General features: G+C 46.8%; 16 protein-coding genes. 10 read left to right on the top strand and 6 right to left on the bottom strand.

Annotated features, from left to right (window positions below; genetic code table 11):
• The 4 genes from A3761_RS18155 to A3761_RS18140 all read left to right on the top strand — a co-directional run.
• Positions 1-513: EAL domain-containing protein (locus A3761_RS18155; protein WP_156491937.1), on the top strand; the 513-nt coding region annotated here is incomplete at its 5' end.
• A gap of 110 nt (positions 514-623) precedes the next feature.
• Positions 624-1586, top strand: coding sequence for an NAD(P)-dependent oxidoreductase (locus A3761_RS18150; protein ID WP_068508633.1), 963 nt, complete (start codon positions 624-626; stop codon positions 1584-1586).
• A gap of 32 nt (positions 1587-1618) precedes the next feature.
• Positions 1619-2050: a secondary thiamine-phosphate synthase enzyme YjbQ gene (locus A3761_RS18145; protein ID WP_068552815.1), complete on the top strand. Its 432-nt coding sequence runs from the start codon at positions 1619-1621 to the stop codon at positions 2048-2050.
• Between the two features lie 82 nt (positions 2051-2132).
• The gene (locus tag A3761_RS18140; protein WP_082865041.1) at positions 2133-2834 is read left to right on the top strand and encodes a hemolysin III family protein; all 702 of its coding nucleotides are present in this window, start codon (positions 2133-2135) and stop codon (positions 2832-2834) included.
• Here the strand turns inward: A3761_RS18140 and bluB are convergent, their stop codons facing one another.
• Genes bluB through apbC form a run of 6 tightly spaced genes read right to left on the bottom strand, consistent with a single transcriptional unit; the run spans position 2835 to position 8665 of the window.
• The gene (gene bluB / locus A3761_RS18135) at positions 2835-3551 is read right to left on the bottom strand and encodes a 5,6-dimethylbenzimidazole synthase (protein ID WP_068552817.1); all 717 of its coding nucleotides are present in this window, start codon (positions 3549-3551) and stop codon (positions 2835-2837) included. It abuts the gene before it with no gap.
• Between the two features lie 12 nt (positions 3552-3563).
• Positions 3564-4688 carry an aminotransferase class I/II-fold pyridoxal phosphate-dependent enzyme gene (locus A3761_RS18130; RefSeq protein WP_068552818.1) on the bottom strand — a complete coding sequence of 375 codons (1125 nt, stop codon included), beginning with the start codon at positions 4686-4688 and terminating at the stop codon, positions 3564-3566.
• An 8-nt stretch (positions 4689-4696) separates the two neighbouring features.
• Entirely contained in the window at positions 4697-5635 is a 939-nt protein-coding gene (cbiB, locus tag A3761_RS18125) for an adenosylcobinamide-phosphate synthase CbiB (RefSeq protein WP_068552820.1), read from the bottom strand.
• A 20-nt stretch (positions 5636-5655) separates the two neighbouring features.
• Positions 5656-6426, bottom strand: coding sequence for an adenosylcobinamide-GDP ribazoletransferase (locus tag A3761_RS18120; RefSeq protein WP_197470230.1), 771 nt, complete (start codon positions 6424-6426; stop codon positions 5656-5658).
• Between the two features lie 42 nt (positions 6427-6468).
• Positions 6469-7509, bottom strand: coding sequence for a nicotinate-nucleotide--dimethylbenzimidazole phosphoribosyltransferase (cobT, locus tag A3761_RS18115; protein ID WP_068553739.1), 1041 nt, complete (start codon positions 7507-7509; stop codon positions 6469-6471).
• Between the two features lie 58 nt (positions 7510-7567).
• Positions 7568-8665, bottom strand: coding sequence for an iron-sulfur cluster carrier protein ApbC (gene apbC / locus A3761_RS18110; RefSeq protein ID WP_068553740.1), 1098 nt, complete (start codon positions 8663-8665; stop codon positions 7568-7570).
• 266 nt (positions 8666-8931) lie between these two features.
• On the opposite strand from apbC, the gene metG reads away from it, so the two are divergent.
• The 6 genes from metG to A3761_RS18080 all read left to right on the top strand — a co-directional run.
• Positions 8932-10974, top strand: coding sequence for a methionine--tRNA ligase (metG, locus tag A3761_RS18105; protein ID WP_156490485.1), 2043 nt, complete (start codon positions 8932-8934; stop codon positions 10972-10974).
• Between the two features lie 56 nt (positions 10975-11030).
• The gene (rsxA, locus tag A3761_RS18100) at positions 11031-11612 is read left to right on the top strand and encodes an electron transport complex subunit RsxA (protein WP_068512022.1); all 582 of its coding nucleotides are present in this window, start codon (positions 11031-11033) and stop codon (positions 11610-11612) included.
• A complete protein-coding gene (gene rsxB, locus A3761_RS18095; protein WP_068512026.1) occupies positions 11613-12203 on the top strand; it encodes an electron transport complex subunit RsxB in 591 nt (196 codons plus the stop codon).
• Positions 12200-14509 (top strand): electron transport complex subunit RsxC, encoded by a 2310-nt coding sequence (gene rsxC / locus A3761_RS18090; protein WP_231872230.1) that lies wholly within the window; start codon positions 12200-12202, stop codon positions 14507-14509. Before rsxB ends, rsxC begins: the two co-directional genes overlap by 4 nt.
• Position 14510: 1 nt before the next feature.
• The gene (rsxD, locus tag A3761_RS18085; RefSeq protein ID WP_068512028.1) at positions 14511-15557 is read left to right on the top strand and encodes an electron transport complex subunit RsxD; all 1047 of its coding nucleotides are present in this window, start codon (positions 14511-14513) and stop codon (positions 15555-15557) included.
• Positions 15558-15560: 3 nt separating this feature from the next.
• Positions 15561-16048, top strand: a 488-nt coding sequence (locus A3761_RS18080) for an RnfABCDGE type electron transport complex subunit G (protein WP_068750631.1), incomplete at its 3' end; no start/stop codon positions are given.

Below are 16048 nucleotides of genomic sequence, written 5' to 3'. Positions count from 1 at the left end.
AGCCCAACTAACTTTCACCATCGCGAGTTATCTGACTGGACGCATAATCACCAGGTATTTTTGCAAACCTTGGATTGGGTGGAGCTGGAAGTAACAGAACGTTTGATGTTGGACGACGACCCTGTTGTGATGAAGGGTATTAAGCAGCTACTTAAGTCAGGGCTTAAATTCAGTATTGATGACTTTGGTACAGGTTATTCGTCTCTTGGTTATATCAAAAAATTCAGCCATATCCTGTCAAAGATTAAAATTGACCGTATGTTTGTCAATGAGTTAATTAACAACAGCTCTGATCAAGCACTGGTCAAGAGTATCATTACCTTAGCTGATAGCTTATCTATCGAGGTCTTGGCTGAAGGTATCGAGTCTAAGAAGCAGGAAGAGTCATTAATCGGGCTTGGTTGTGATTATGCTCAAGGCTTTTTCTATTCTAAGCCAATCCCAGCACCCGAAATCCCGGCCTTCATTCGAAAGTGGCAACAGACACCGCATATTGTCAGCTCAAGCTCTTAGAAAGAAAAAAGCTTCGGGTACCTAAACAGGTTTTTGTCATCAATTAGCTTGATATGACATACTCTCGTTTTTCTTGGCGAAGCAAAATTGATCTTAAGGCAGGTGGCGCGATGAAAGGGGTTTTCCTTGATGTAGCAAGTATGGGAGATGGTCTGGACCTGAGTGATATCGAGTCTTCATTTAGCCAATATCAATCTTATGATACGACGGAATCAGCGAATGTCTGTGAACGAATAAAAGGCTTTGAGGTGGTCGTTGTCAATAAAGTGCTATTGGGGAAGAAAGAAATAACAAGTAACCCCAGCCTAAAGCTGATAGCCGTTACGGCGACAGGGACGAACAATATTGACTTGCAAGCGGCTAAAGAGGCCGGTGTTAGGGTCTGTAATGTCACACAGTATGGGCGCCCGGCTATTGTTCAGCATACCTTTTCTTTGTTGCTGGCACTAACAAACCGTTTATTGGATTACGCTAAAGATGTTCAAGATGGACGCTGGTGTACAAGTCCGATTTTTTGTTTGATGGACTACCCTATTGTTGAACTGGAAGGCAAGACGCTTGGCCTGCTCGGTTATGGTGACCTTGGACAGGGTGTTGCAAAAATGGCCGAAGGCTTTGGCATGAAGGTTATACTGGCAGCTCGTTCCGGTCAAAGCTTGGAAAGTGTTGATGGCTATCCTCGCTTGGCTTTGGAAGAGCTATTGCCGCAAGTTGATGTCTTATCTATTCATTGCCTGCTGAGTGATGAAACTACAAATCTAATCGATGCCAATGCCCTGTCTAAAATGAAGCCTTCGGCCTATTTATTAAATCTTGCTCGAGGTGGCATTGTGGATGAAAACGCTTTGGCCGAGGCATTGAAAGAACGCCGCTTGGCCGGCGCAGCAACAGATGTCTTATCCGTTGAACCGCCTAAGGGTGGAAATGTACTACTGGATAGAGAAATTCCAAACTTAATTGTTACCCCTCATTGTGCTTGGGCGAGTAAAGAGGCGCGTCAGCGCTTGTTGGACAAAGCTGCCGCAAATATTAGAAGATTTGCCGAGGGAGAACCCCAGGCTTACATTGTTTAGTTAATTTGAATCAAGAGGGCGCGACTTTAACGATGAGCACAGTATGGCTACAAAAAGAACTTGAGCTTCAAGCCCGCTCCCGCGGTTTTCATCTGATCACTCGGGAAATTGAGCAAGCCTTACCTGAGCTCAATACGATTTCAATAGGTCTAGCGAACCTGTTTATTCAACATACCTCAGCATCACTCACATTAAATGAAAATGCAGACCCGGATGTCCGCAGTGATATGGAAAAGCACTTTAATAAGTTTGTGCCGGAAAATGCACCCTATTATGATCATATACTCGAGGGTTCTGACGATATGCCCGCTCATATCAAAGCCTCGCTGCTAGGCTGCTCTTTAACTATTCCGATTAACTCGGGAAGGTTCTCGATGGGTGCGTGGCAAGGGATTTATCTTGGGGAGCATAGAAATCAAGCTGGTTCACGTAAGTTAGTAGTCACTATGCAGGGTCAGACTTAACTATGGTTAAAAAATAGACTACTTATTCTGTCCAACTTCAGCTAACATGTGTACACTTAAATTTGAGGCGCAAGTTGTGATTATGAGCAAAGTGGTGGACAAAACGGGCGATCAGCCAGTTGATAATAAGCGGGTGGAAACCCTGGAACATAGTTTAGACGAGTTGCTAAATACCTTAACTCACGGGCTAGGTGTGCTATTAAGCATTGCGGGTTTATTTGTCTTGTTAATCGCTGCAATTCCAATGGATGATGTATGGAGAGTCGCCAGTTTTAGTATATTTGGCTTGAGTCTAACGGCTTTATACTTAGCTTCGACGCTTTATCATGCCGAGCGATGCCCGGTTAAAAAAGATAAGCTGAAGATGTTCGATCACTGTGCTATTTACCTCCTGATTGCAGGTTCTTATACACCCTACCTCATGGTGAGTATGAGAGAAGTCGGTGGTTGGGGCTTATTAGCCCTTGTTTGGGGCATTGCATTTTTCGGTATCTTCTTGAAAATACGTTTCAAGCATCGGTTTTCACTTTTGCGCGTCGCGAGCTATCTGCTTATGGGTTGGTTGGTGATTCTAAGTGCTGAGGATTTGCTCGCATCAGTACCGGAAGGAGGAGTGTTTTTACTCGCTTTGGGCGGAATAATCTATACTCTTGGTGTTGTCTTCTATTTGGTCGAACGAATTCCCTATAACCATGCAATCTGGCATCTGTTTGTACTGGGGGGCAGTATTTGTCATTTCTTCAGTGTTTATTACTACGTTTTGCCACCTCAGGTCGCTGTATAATTAAACTTCGGGCTGGTCAGAGATAACTTTTATTAGACTGTCGTCACGGTTTTGTTGCTGCCATTGATCAAAGTAGATTAAGTCCTCCAATGGCAGACGTTCTCGCCACCCCTTGCTTTCGAGTTCGGGCTTCACTTTAAATTCAGAGACATAGCCCATACATAGGTAGGCGACAGGTACGACATGTTCGGGAATGCCTAAAATTGCTTTTACTCTGTCCTGATCAAAGATACTAACCCAGCCAATACCTACATTCTCAGCGCGTGCTGCCAGCCATAAGTTCTGAACGGCACAGACGGTGCTGTTTAAGTCCATGCTTTTTATATGTGTGCGGCCTAGCACAACAGGGCCGCCGCGTTGACGGTCACAGGTGACGACAAGGTTAAGCGGTGAGTCTAAAATTCCTTCGAGCTTCAGAGACTGATACAGGGGCTTCTTGTTGTCCGGAAACATTTCCATTGCTTCGTTATTGGCATCAGTAAAAGCCTCTTGTACTTGTTGTCGAACTGTTTTTGAGCGAACTAACATAAAGTTCCAGGGCTGCATAAAGCCAACCGAGGGCGCATGATGTGCGGCTTTCAATATGCGGGCCAAGACCTCATCCGGAATCGGGTCGGGCTTGAATTCTCCTCTGACATCACGTCGATTAAAAATGGTTTTATAGAGCGCTTCGCGTTCATCGTGCGTAAAGTTTACAGTCTGGTCTTCGGCGGACATTGAAAAAATACTCTATTTGTTACGCTCAGAAATTGACCTTCGAGGCCTGGTTTTTATAAACGAATCAAAGGCATTTTTGCTGGCAACTTGGGCAACACACTGCCGGATTCGTTCAATGCTCGTTTTATCCAAATGATCAACAAGGCCGACTCGTAGCATGGCAAAATCGTTGTTCACAGATATAAGGCGCAAGAGAATACCTGCTTTTGCGAAGAACTCATAGAGTTCGCTGAGATAAGATGGGCTACCTTGGAAGCTAATAAACAGGCCTCTATCAGCTAATAGTTTGAGCGCTTTGTTGTGAACCAAGGGCGCAAATAAGCTTTGGATTTCTTGGGCGCTCTTTTGGATGCGCTTTCGGCTGGCATGTTGCCAGTATCGATCGGGCAGGGCCTTGCTTAATATGTGCATAGCTGGGCCGTTGAGTGGCCAAGGGTTGCTCGGAAACTGTATGCGAGAGAGACTTTTAGGTGAGCCAAATATGAAGCCGGCCCGAATACCGCCTAAGCCGAAGAATTTGCCGCAAGATCTCAGTACTAAAATGTTATCGGGCAGGGGTGGGCGTGAGAGTAGGCTGGCTTTAGGTGTTAGATCGATAAATGCTTCGTCCACGATCAGCATTGCGTCAGTTCCGAGCATGGCAGCCCAGGAGAACAGGCTCTCTAGAGGAATCATGAGCCCGCTTGGATTATTCGGGTTGATAATAAGTAAATGCTGTTGTGAGTTAGCTTCAATCAGCCGCTCAATCATGGCGTCAGCTTTGGATAAGATGCAGGCATCGTAAAAACTAATCTCAGCGCCTTTGTTTGTCCACGCACACTGATGCTCTTGGTAACCCAGGGACGGCAAGATCACAGGAAGATCTGCTAATAGCAAAGGCAGTTGTTGAATAATCTCTTGAGTACCAGCAAGTGAGCGGTAGGCATGCGGGCCATAATAGCCTTCGACTGTTTTCCTGAATTCCGGGCTAGGGTAAGGCAATCTAGAGAATACGGTTGCCGGAATGTCATCGCAAGGATAAGTGATCGGGTTAAGGCCGGTTGACAGATCCACCCAATCTGATTCGGGAATGTTATAGCGAATCGAGGCGCTGACTAAGTCGCCACCATGGACAATATGTGTTTGTTGCGTTGTCATCCTGGGGCCTAATAGAAACGAATCAGAAAGAAGTAGCCTTCAAGAAAAATAAGTGCAGCACACCAAAGAATTAGACTGCGTTTAATCAGCTTGAGCGCTTCTTGAATGCTTTGCGCACAAGCCGCTTGACCATGTTTAGGGCCAAGCGTAGATCGCTGTTCAAGTGTTTCGTCATAGCAGGCGCTACCGCCTAGTTTTAATTCAAGTGCACCAGCTCCAGCAGCCATGACTGGGCCTGCATTGGGGCTCTTCCATAATTTACCTTGTGTTTTCCAGCATTGAAAAGCGCTGCGTGTTTGCCCGCATAGCGCATAACTAAGTGCAGTCAGTCGAGCCGGAAGGTAGTTCATTACATCATCAAGGCGAGCAGCAGCCCACCCGAAGTCCTTGTAGCGAGTGTTCTTATAGCCCCACATAGCATCGAGAGTATTCACCAGGCGGAAAAGAACAACGCCCGGTATGCCGCCAACAATAAACCAGAAAATAGTGCTAAAGATTGCGTCAGCACCATTTTCGAGTACAGACTCTGTACTGGCGCTTGCGACGTCTTCGGGCGTTAAATGCTTGGTGTCACGACTAACAATTCGAGCGACTTTCTTCCGAGCTTCACCTAGATGCCTTTTGGTTAAAGGTTCAATAATCGCTTCAGCATGTTCTTTGAGGCTTTGCCAACCTAGCGCTGTATATAAGACGAACGAGGCAAAGGCGACGTGAGCGATCGGTTCGCTGAGTGTAAGTAACTCCAAATAGAAAGCGAGTAGAACGGTAGGCACTAATAGGAATGTCAGTGCAATGATGCCTTTAAGCCGTTTGCCGGACCCGCTATTTAACTTGTGCTCAAGGTCGGTGGCGAGATTGCCAAAGCCAACGAGAGGATGAAAGTGCTTGGCTTCGCCAAAGACCTTATCGAGGAACAAGGCCAATAAGAGGCAAATTGAAAAGTACATGTGTTATTTCCTTGTTATATTTATTGGCAGGCAACGAGAACTAGCAGGGTGATGCATTCGAGTATCTCGATCATGGCGCCGGCTGTATCACCTGTGCACCCTTTAAGCCGCTTCATCATGCGAGAGCGCAAGTAGTAGAAACTTAAGCAGCTTACGAATAGCAGGGGGATGATGACTGCCCAGCCTAGAAAGTAGCAGGAAGCGAGCATGAGGATGATAGAACCAAGCCAAACTTGGTGATCTTGCTTGTGCTCGGCAATTGCACTTCCTAAACCGCTTTTTCGTGCATAGGGTGTGGTAACAAATAGCAGGCTGGCGCTGATGCGAGCAAATACCAGGGGCCAGATAAGCAGCCAAATATCCTGATTGATGATTAGCTCAATAGTTAAGAGCTTCAAAAGCATTAATAAAACAGTCGCTGCAATAGCAATTGGGCCAGATGTTGGATCTTTCAGAAGTCGCAGAGTTCTTTCTTTTGAGCCAAGCCCACCCATCCAGGCATCAGCACTGTCGGCAAAACCGTCGAGATGTAGAGCGCCGGTAAGCACTACCCATAGCGTTAAGATTAGAGCCGCACTTAGAAGTGTTGGAAAAACAAAGCTCAAAAGTAATGATGCTGAGCACAAGATTATACCCAGCAATAGACCAACAAGTGGATACCAGCTGAGTGATGCGCCTATCTCTTTCTCAGTCGGAGCAGATTGCTGGCCAACAGGGATTGCACTCAAGAATTGAAGGGCAATGATCGCCGCTTTAATTTGATTAGCAGCGGGTGTTTCTCGTTGGCTCACAAAAAATGCTCCGTGTGTAGCAGGCGATTATGGCAGCTCAAATTACTGACTGACGCCAGCCTGATCAAAGGTTGCCATTTGGGCATGAAGCAGACAGGCAGACTGTAAGAGGGGCGCAGCGACGGCGGCACCACTAGCTTCGCCCAGCCGCATACCTAGACTCAGCAAGGGTTCGGCTTCAAGTGTTTGCAATAGGTGTTTATGACCGGCTTCTTCTGAACAGTGAGAGAAAAACAACCAGGGACGAATAGAGGGGTTAATTCGCGTTGCTACTAAGGCTGCTGCCGAGCTGATAAAACCGTCTACCAAAACGCTAATACCCAGTTGAGCGCAGCGAATATAGGCGCCAACCAGTCCGGCAATTTCAAAGCCGCCAAGCTTGGCCAATAGTTCGCTTGCTGTCGTATCACTGGTTTTGTGAAGGTCTAAGCCTTGTTGTACAGCCTTGAGCTTTCGCTGGATACCTTCGTCATCAATACCCGTTCCTCTTCCGATGAGCTGCTCCACAGGTAAGTCAGTCAAGCCTGCTGTTAAAGCGGAAGCGCTGGTGGTATTACCTATGCCCATCTCACCACCAATAAACAGCTCGATACCCAACTCTTTTGCTTGTGATGCTGATTGAGCCCCGGCTTCTAGTGCTTGGCTTAGTTGTTCCTCGCTCATCGCGCTTTGCTGGCAGAAGTTCGCGGTGCCGGCAGTAATACGCTGGTCAGTCACGCTATCTAAGGGAGCGAGTTCATTGACTGTGCCTAGGTTAATTACGCCGAAATCAGCATTCAATTGGCGAGCTAATACGGTAATCGCGGCACCGCCAGCGGCAAAGTTTTTTACCATCTCACCTGTCACGATTTGAGGGAAGGCCGAAACACCTTCATCAACAACACCGTGGTCTGCAGCAAAAATACGGATCATGATCTTGTCTATAGTGGGTACTTCCTTGCCTTGTAAGCCAGCAAATTTGATTGCTAGCGATTCCAGCTGGCCTAATGAACCGGGTGGCTTGGTTAGTTGCCCCTGACGAGTACTTGCCGCTGTTTGGGCTTCCAGATTAATTGCTTGAGCAGCGTCATTAAGCCATTGCATAGGAGGTATCCTGATATAAAATTAAGTGTCTATTGTCTTAGTTGCTGTTTCTTGGTGATTAGCCCCGGCTAACAACAATATTCGGGAAGGCTCGTTTTGGGTCGAGTGCTTTCTGCGAAATTGCTGCCGAAACCTTGCGCGCTATATCTCTATATAAGTGAGACACTTCGCTATCAGGCTCTGCCACAACGGTTGGTTGGCCTGCATCGGTTTGTTCACGAATGGTTTTGTGTAAAGGCATCTCCCCAAGTACTTCGGTCTGATAAGCCTGTGCGATACGTGCACCGCCACCTTCACCAAACAAGGGTTCATGGTGGCCGCATTCGCTACAAATATGAGTGCTCATATTCTCGATTACACCTAGTACGTCAATGTCTACTTTACGGAACATCTCGATGCCTTTTTTGCAGTCAAGCAAGGCAATATCTTGAGGTGTGGTGACAATAACGGAGCCGGTTACAGGGATTTTCTGCGCCAAGGTGAGTTGGATGTCACCCGTGCCTGGTGGCATATCGATAATCAGGTAGTCCAGGTTATTCCATAGGCTTTGCGTGGCTAGTTGCATCAAAGCACCGCTAACTTTGGGGCCGCGCCAAACCATGGGGGTGTTATTATCTACAAGAAAGGCCATCGACATTGCCTGTATGCCATGAGCCTCGATAGGCACAAAGAACTTTTCTTCTTCAGTTTCAGGGCGTTGGCCTTCTGGAATGCCCAGCATCATACCTACGCTTGGGCCGTAAATATCAGCATCAAGAATACCAACAGTTGCGCCCTCTTGAGCGAGTGCCAGTGCCAGGTTAACTGAACTGGTGCTTTTACCAACACCACCTTTGCCAGACGCTACCACAATGACGTTTTTGACGCGTTCGAAAGCAGGAACCTGGCCTTGCGCTTTATGCGCCTTTATTTTGAAAGAGACAGATATATCGACACTTTCGACGCCATCAACAAACTCCAGGTTGCTCGTAAGTATCTGCTGCATTGCGCCTAAAGTACCTTTGCAGGCGTAAGGCATTTCAATATCGAGCTTTACTTGCTTATTGTCGTAAGTAAGGGACTTGATGGCCTCCAAGGAAAACAAATCTTTGTTTAGATAAGGGTCATTAAAGCCTTTAATCGCATCTTCTAGCTCGCGCTGATTAACTGATGACATGTTGCTACCATTGCTAAGGTTCTTGAAAGAAAGGCGCATTATAAAGAATAAATAGCACGAAAGGGCAGGGCTAATTTCTGTCTCTTGAGGATATAATCTTAAGCGTCCTGGTTTGGAAACAAACTTTACCACGATATCAGGATGAAAAATGTCCAATAGATAGGTATGATAGCGCGGTTTTTACTCCCGAATTGTTTTGATTGTCCAGTGAGTTCTTATTTCCAACTTACGTGGGCAATTGTTTATCTACAAGAGAAGAGAATTCAGTGCGAAAAATTCTGGTAACCAGTGCCCTTCCTTACGCTAACGGCCCGATTCACCTGGGTCATTTGTTGGAATATATTCAGACCGATATCTGGACTCGTTTCCAGAAATCACGTGGTGAGCAATGTACCTATGTTTGTGCAGATGATGCACACGGTACAGCCATTATGCTGCGTGCCGAGAAGGAAGGCATCACGCCAGAGCAGCTGATAGATAAAACAAAAGCGGAGCATCAGCAGGACTTTGCTGATTTCCAGATTCATTTTGATAACTATCACTCCACCCACTCCGAAGAAAATAAAGCTCTTTCTTCTTCTATCTACGAGGCGTGTGCCGCTAACGGCAAGATTGCCACGCGTAGCATTACCCAGGCTTTTGACCCTGAGAAGAATCTATTTCTCGCTGATCGCTACGTAAAAGGTACTTGCCCTAAATGTAAGGCAGAAGATCAGTACGGTGATAACTGCGAAGTCTGTGCAGCGACCTATATGCCGATGGAGCTGATTGACCCTAAGTCAGTAATCTCCGGTGCGACACCGATTGAAAAAGAATCTGAACACTTCTTTTTCAAATTACCTGATTTTTCCGACTTCCTTAAAGAGTGGACGCGTAGTGGTGCCTTACAGCCACAAATTGCTAACAAGCTAGCGGAGTGGTTGGATTCAGGTCTGCAAGAATGGGATATCAGCCGCGATGCGCCTTACTTCGGTTTCGAGATTCCAAATCAGCCAGGTAAATTCTTCTACGTATGGCTGGATGCGCCGATCGGTTATATGGCGAGTTTCAAAAATTTGTGTGATAAGACAGAGGGTTTGGACTTCGACGAATATTGGAAGGCAGGTTCAGATACCGAGCTTTATCATTTTATCGGTAAAGATATCGTTAATTTCCATGCTTTATTTTGGCCAGCAATGCTGAGCTGCGCGGGTTATCGTACACCGAATGCGGTGCATGCTCATGGCTTCGTTACCGTAAATGGTAAGAAGATGTCCAAGTCACGAGGCACATTTATTAAAGCGCGTACTTATTTAGAGCACCTAAACCCTGAATACCTGCGTTATTACTTTGCGGCCAAATTGACTAATGCGGTCGATGATCTGGACTTGAATCTGGAAGATTTTGCGCAACGTGTTAATTCTGACTTGGTCGGTAAGGTTGTGAATATTGCCAGCCGTTGTGCCGGTTTTATTACTAAGCGTTTTGATGGCAAGTTAGCAGCGAGTTGTGAAGAAACCGAGCTGCTTCAGAAGTTTATCTATGCAGGTGACGAGATTGCAGCTTTCTACGAAGGTCGAGAGTTTGGTAAGGCGATTCGTAAGATTATGGAGCTTGCTGACCTGGCAAATCAGTATATCGATGAAAAGGCACCTTGGGTGATTGCCAAGGAAGAAGGCAAAGAAGCTGAGCTACAGCAAATTTGCTCCAATGGTATCAATATGTTCCGCCAGCTGATGACCTATTTAGCGCCAGTGCTACCGGGTATGACTGAAAAGGCGCAAGGCTTCTTAAACATTGAATTGAACTGGGATGCGCGTACCGAGCTATTGTTAGATCATCAAATCAACAAGTTTAAGCCGATGATGACGCGTGTCGAAATGGATAAGGTCAATAAGATGGTTGAAGCTTCTAAAGAAGCTGCGGCGGCAGAAATGCAGCTAGGAAAGAAAGAAGAGAAGCCAGTTGAAGAAAGTGATTTGCCTGGTGGTGAGGCAATTGCGCCAGAAATTGAGTTTGATGATTTTGCCAAAGTGGATTTACGCGTTGCATTGATTAAGAACGCAGAGCATGTTGAAGGGGCTAAAAAGCTACTGAAACTTACTTTGGATTTGGGAACAGAGCAAAAGCAAGTATTCTCTGGTATCAAGTCGGCTTATCAGCCAGAAGATTTGATTGGCAAGCTAACGGTTATGGTAGCGAACCTTAAACCTCGTAAGATGAAGTTTGGTATGTCGGAAGGCATGGTATTGGCTGCAGGCCCTGGTGGCAAAGATATCTGGTTGCTTGAGCCTCATTCCGGTGCACAGCCAGGCATGAGAATCATGTAGTTGGGTTTGTGGCACTAAAAAGGATAATAACGGGTCTCAATTTTAGAGAGAAATGAATGACTGAATATTTGCTAATTCTTGTCAGTACGATTCTGGTGAATAACTTTGTACTGGTTCAGTTTCTGGGGTTATGCCCGTTTATGGGGGTATCCAACAAGCTGGAAACAGCGATGGGGATGTCCTTGGCGACAACCTTCGTCCTGACTCTGTCTTCAGTATGCAGTTATTTGGCCTTTACCTACTTATTACAGCCGCTAGGTTTGGAGTACTTGCAGACCATTACCTTTATTTTGGTGATTGCTGTGGTCGTGCAGTTTACCGAGATGGTTGTTCGTAAAACCAGCCCCTTACTCTATCGAGTACTTGGGATCTTTCTGCCGCTGATTACCACTAACTGTGCAGTATTGGGTGTGGCGCTGTTAAACATTAAAAAGCAGAACGGCTTTGTTGAGTCGATTATGTATGGCTTTGGTGCCGCGCTTGGTTTTTCCTTAGTGCTCATCCTATTTTCAGCAATGCGAGAACGTATTGCTGTGGCTGATGTGCCAACGCCTTTTAAAGGTTCAGCTATTGGTATGATCACGGCGGGGCTGATGTCTCTCGCTTTTATGGGCTTTACTGGTTTGGTGAATATCTAGATGAGTATTGTTATTACCGCCATTGTCGCGCTATTAGCGCTAGCTGTTGTTTTTGGCGCATTACTGGGTTTTGCTTCCGTCAGGTTTAAAGTTGATGGCAACCCAATCGTTGATCAGATCGACGGTTTATTACCTCAGACTCAATGTGGCCAATGTGGTCACCCAGGTTGCCGACCTTATGCTGAGGGTATTGCTGCGGGCGAAGATATCAACAAATGTCCTCCCGGTGGCGAAGCGACTATTCAGGCCCTGGCCGATTTATTAGACGTTGAACCGATGGCCTTGGATGCTGAGCACGGTGAAGAAAAAGCCAAGCAGGTCGCAGTAATTCGTGAAGATGAGTGCATAGGCTGCACTAAGTGTATCCAGGCGTGTCCTATCGATGCGATTTTAGGGGCGGCTAAGCACATGCATACAGTTATTGAATCTGAATGTACTGGGTGTGATTTGTGTGTAGAGCCTTGCCCGGTAGATTGTATCGATATGGTGCCAGTAGATAAGGGGCTATCAGCATGGCATTGGGACTTACCCAAGCCTGTACATATTATTGCTACGGATAAGTCTCAGCCTGTGGAGGTGCAGTCTGTATGAGTGCCATGACACAGAACAATACACAGATCATTGCCACGAGTGGACGTTCCTTATCAGACTTTCATGGTGGTATTCACCCGGCGGAAATGAAGTCGCTATCGAGCGAGACAGCGATTACTGAGGCGGGCATTCCGCCACTACTTGTTTTACCTTTACAGCAACATATTGGTCAAGCCTCCAAGGTCTTGGTTGAAGTGGGTCAACAAGTAAAAAAAGGCCAGTTATTGGCTGAAGCAGACGGTTATATCAGTGTCGGCTTGCATGCACCCAGCTCAGGTGTGGTAGAAAGTATTGCTGAGCAAGTTGTGGCGCACCCTTCTGGTAATTCAGATTTATGTATTACCTTGAAGACAGACGGCCAGGACCAGTGGTGTGAATTGGATGCGAGTGAGGATTACTTATCTCTGGATGCTGACACAATAAGAGCGAAAGTTCGTGCTGCAGGGATTGCCGGAATGGGCGGAGCTGGTTTCCCAAGTGATGTGAAGCTTAACCCTCCAAAAGGTGCAGACATTTCTACGCTTATTCTGAATGCGGCAGAGTGTGAACCCTACATTACCTCAGACGACAGATTGATGCGTGAGCGGGCTGATCAACTTGTTGAAGGGCTTCGATTGCTGATCAAAGTGCTTCAGCCGAAAGAGTGTTTGATTGGTATTGAGGATAATAAACCTGAAGCGATTCGTTCTCTTCAGCAAGCTTTGGCGAGTATTGAAACCGGCAACTGCACCATTGAAGTTTGTGTTGTGCCAACCAAGTACCCCTCCGGTGGTGAAAAACAGCTGATAAAAATCCTTACCGGGAAGGAAGTGCCGAGTGCTAAGATTCCTGCGGATATTGGTGTGGTTTGTCACAACGTAGGTACAGTCGTTGCAATGTATCGTGCCGTGCGCTTTGGTGAGCCGCTTATTTCACGGATTACGACCTTAACCGGGCAGCAAATAGGCAAACGTGGCAATGTCGAAGTGCTTCTGGGGACGCCGATTAGTTGGCTATTGAGTCAGTATGATTACAAACCGGCCAAGTACGAACGCCTGATAATGGGTGGTCCGATGATGGGCTTCAATCTAGTAGATACTGATGTGCCCGTCGTGAAAACCACTAACTGTATTCTGGCTCCTGATCTAAAAGAAATGCCTTTGCCTGAGCCGGCTCAAGCCTGTATTCGTTGTGGCTTGTGTGCTGAAGCCTGCCCTGCAGAGCTTTTGCCTCAGCAGCTGTATTGGTTTGCGCGCGGGCAGGAATATGAAAAGGCAGAGCATCACAATTTGTTCGATTGTATTGAGTGTGGTGCTTGTTCCTTTGTTTGCCCAAGTTCGATTCCTCTTGTTCAGTATTATCGTCATGCTAAAGGTGAAATTAAGCAGCAGCGCGCTGATCAGTTGAAGTCGGATCAGGCGCGCGAGCGTTTTGAAGCACGTCAAGAGCGTCTCGATCGTGAAGCGGCTGAAAAAGCGGCGAAGCGTAAAGCCAGAGCCGAAGCCGCTGCGAAAGCGCAAGCAGAGAAAAAGGCTCAGGCTGCTGCGGCCCCAGAGAAAGCGCCAGAGATAGATGCCAAGAAAGCGGCGGTTGCGGAAGCTTTGGCTAGAGCGGAAGCAAAGAAAGCTAAGGAAGTTGCAGAAGCAATAGAGCAAAGCCCGGAAGAGTTAAAAACTGCCTGGGATAAGGCGCAATCGAAACTGGATAAGATGCTCGATGCACTTGAATCGGCAAAAGAAAATAATCCTGAGCAAGTAGAGAAATTAACCCGAGCTGTAGAAAAGAACCAAATGCGAGTTAACCAGGCTAAGCAAGCCTGGGAAAAAGCAAACTCAGAACCTGCGATGCAAAGTGAAGAAGCGGGTGAGGCTAAGGGCATAGATCAAGCTGCTGTAGATGAGTTGCAGCTAGCATTTGAGAAAGCCGAATCTAAGTTGGCAAAAATGCAAGATGCACTTGCAAATGCTCAGCCCGAGCAGGTAGAGAAACTAACCCGTGCTGTCGACAAGAACAAAGTGCGTGTTGAGCAAGCCAAACAGGCATTCGAGGAGGCACAACAGGCATTAGCTTCGACTCAGTCAGGCTCACAAGAAAGTGAAAAGGAAGAACTGCCTGATCTGGATGCTTTGAGTCTAGCTGTGGAAAAGGCGGAATCAAAGCTAATGAAGATGGAAGACGCTTTAGCAAATGCTCAACCAGAGCAAGTCGAGAAATTAACCCGTGCCGTTGATAAAAACAAGCAGCGGGTAAAAGTCGCTCAAGATGAACTGAATAGTGCGCGCGCTAAAGTAGGCGATGTGCAGAAATCACAAGAGAATGGTAACTAAGATGGCATTGTTGACGCTCACTTCACCGCATGCGAAAGGTTCTAATCGAACTGCAAACATGATGCGCTGGGTCATCGGCTTGACTATTCCCGGCCTGATTGCACAGACGATTTTTTTCGGCTGGGGCAACTTGCACAATGTTCTTTGGTGCAGCGTGGTGGCGATTGTTTGCGAAATCTTGATTCTGAAGATTCGTAAGCGCCCTGTTATGTTTTACCTTAACGACTACAGTGCGCTTGTAACAGCAGTGTTGCTGGGGATTGCTCTGCCTCCTTTTGCGCCTTGGTGGGTATCTTTGGTAGCGACAGCATTTGCTATTGTTTTTGCCAAGCACTTATACGGAGGAATGGGGTATAACCCCTTTAATCCGGCAATGGTGGGTTATGCTTTGGTGCTGGTATCTTTTCCTGTAGCGATGACGACCAATTGGGCAACACCGCAGACTTTATTGGACTCTCCAGCAACGCTGGGAGCAACGCTTGATGCAATATGGGGTGGTACCATAGCAGATGGTTATAGTGGGGCGACGCCTTTGGATGTCTATAAGCATGAAATTGCACACTCTACTGCGGATGTCGTTCTGCAAAATCCGGTATTTGGTGCCGGATTTTCCTTGGGTTGGGAATGGGTAAATCTGATGTTCCTGGCAGGTGGCCTGGTGTTACTTGTGAAAAAGATCATACCTTGGCAGACGCCTTTGGGAGTAATCCTTGGCTTGGCCTTGCCAGCGCTTGTCTTGGGCTATGATGCAGACCAGTTCGCACCGCTTAGCCTGCATATGCTGTCTGGTGCGACCATGCTGGGAGCTTTCTTTATAGCAACGGATCCCGTTACCTCATGTACCACGACTCGTGGCCGTTTGATTTTTGGTATTGGTATCGGTTTACTGACCTATATTATTCGCGTTTATGGTGCATACCCTGATGCCTTTGCTTTCGCTGTGCTATTGATGAATTTTGCAGCACCCCTGATTGATGTTTATACGCAGCCAAGAACTTATGGCTATGAGTCGGCAAAACGCGGCGCCAAGCAGAAAGAGGAGGCTTAAGAGATGACTGATAAGCTTAATCCAACTGACGAACGAGAAGAGCTGGGCGAACCGCTTTCTGAAACGATAGACACCCTGGGCTTGTCGATACTTCGGTCTGCGTGGGGGCTGGGTTTGTTCGCAATTATTACTGCCGGTTTAATTGCCTTTACCCAACAGGGGACGAAAGAGAAAATTGCAGAGCAGGTGAAGCAAGCAAGGTCAAAGGCCTTATTGCAGATTGTGCCACTTTCTGAGTTCGATAATGAATTACTCGATGATGCCTTTACACTAGCTCCATCTGAAGCCTTGGGGACTATTGAACCAGTAGAGGCATTCATCGCTTTAAAAGATCAGCTTCCTACCCACCTAATATTGCCTGTTGTGGCGCCTGATGGATATACAGGCCCTATACGTTTGATTATGAGTATTGATATGTCGGGGGAGCTTAAGGGTGTGAGAGTGATAGAGCATAAAGAGACGCCGGGCTTAGGTGATAAAATCGACTTGAA

The sequence above is a fragment of the Oleiphilus sp. HI0123 genome (assembly GCF_001635315.1).
This window is presented reverse-complemented; position numbering and strand designations above follow the sequence as displayed.